This is a genomic window from Mesorhizobium sp. WSM4871, assembly GCF_055811295.1.
In genome coordinates this window covers 1-1,152 of record NZ_JBVVPU010000052.1, presented here as the reverse complement: position 1 = coordinate 1,152, position 1,152 = coordinate 1, and the positions used below count along the sequence as shown (strand labels likewise).

Here is a 1,152-nt window from a genome sequence, read left to right as displayed (position 1 = left end):
CTAGTGGATTGATTCCAACGCTTGGTGCCCGCGTTTGACTGCTGCAATGATCTCATTGGGGTCTGCTTTCCAGACGAATGGCCGCGGTTCGTGATTGTGCTCGGTCATGAAGCGGTTGATTGCCGCCTGCAGGTCGACGACGGAGTGGAAGACGCCGTGTTTCAGTCTGCGTCGTGTCAGTTTGGCGAAGAAGCCCTCGACGGCGTTGAGCCATGAACATGATGTTGGAACGAAGTGGAAGGTCCATCGCGGATGTCTAGCCAGCCAGGCGCGGACCTTCGGCTGCTTATGGGTCGCGTAGTTGTCGAGAATGACGTGGACTGCCTTATCCTTCGGCAGTTGCGCCTCAATCACGTTAAGGAACCGGATGAACTCCTGATGCCGGTGTCGCTGCATGTTGCGGCCGATCACCGAGCCGTCGAGAACATTGAGGGCAGCAAACAGGGTGGTGGTCCCGTGGCGCTTGTAATCATGGGTCATCGTGCCACCCCGCCCCTTCTTTAAAGGAAGTCCCGGCTGGGTGCGGTCGAGCGCCTGGATCTGGCTTTTTTCATCGACGGAAAGAACAATGGCATGGGCCGGCGGCGAGACGTAGAGCCCAACGACATCGTGCAGTTTCTCGGCAAAGGCCTTGTCATTCGACAGTTTGAAGCTGCGCCAGCGGTGCGGTGCAAGACCATGCTCGTGCCATATCTTGACGACCGAAGAGGCCGCGATCCCCACCGCCTTTGCCATCGCGCGAACGGTCCAGTGTGTGGCCTCTTGCTTGGGCGTTTCCAGCGTCAGCGCGATCACCTGATCGACCAGTTCGGGATCGAGTGGCGCAATACCTGGCGGGCGGCTCTTGTCGCGCAAAAGGCCATCCACGCCTTCGGCCATAAAACGCTCCTGCCATCGCCACACGCAGGTCTTCGATTTGCCTGTAGCCTCCATAATGGCCACAGTTCCCAAGCCGTCATCGCTCATCAGAATGATCTTCGCCCGCCACGCATGCTTCTGCGGCGAACCGCGCTTTGCCACGATGGCTTCGAGCCGGATCCTGTCGGTGGCAATGACGTCAAATGTAATACCGGTGCGCATGCCCGATCGTCGCACATGCGAAGACCGATGGGAATCCAATATTGGACTCTTTTGTCTCGATCAATCCACTAG

1 protein-coding gene is annotated in these 1,152 nt (G+C 58.2%); it reads right to left on the bottom strand.

Going from position 1 to position 1,152, the window contains the following annotated elements; translation table 11 throughout:
• On the bottom strand, positions 1–1,080 hold the full coding sequence (locus AC0L2H_RS32445; protein WP_019863233.1) for an IS630 family transposase: 1,080 nt from the start codon (positions 1,078–1,080) through the stop codon (positions 1–3).
• Between the last annotated feature and the right edge of the window lie 72 nt (positions 1,081–1,152).

Bases quoted from the DNA above. Each gene is read 5' to 3' on its own strand.
- AC0L2H_RS32445 (WP_019863233.1), bottom strand. From the start codon at position 1,080: ATGCGCACCGGTATTACATTTGACGTCATTGCCACCGACAGGATCCGG.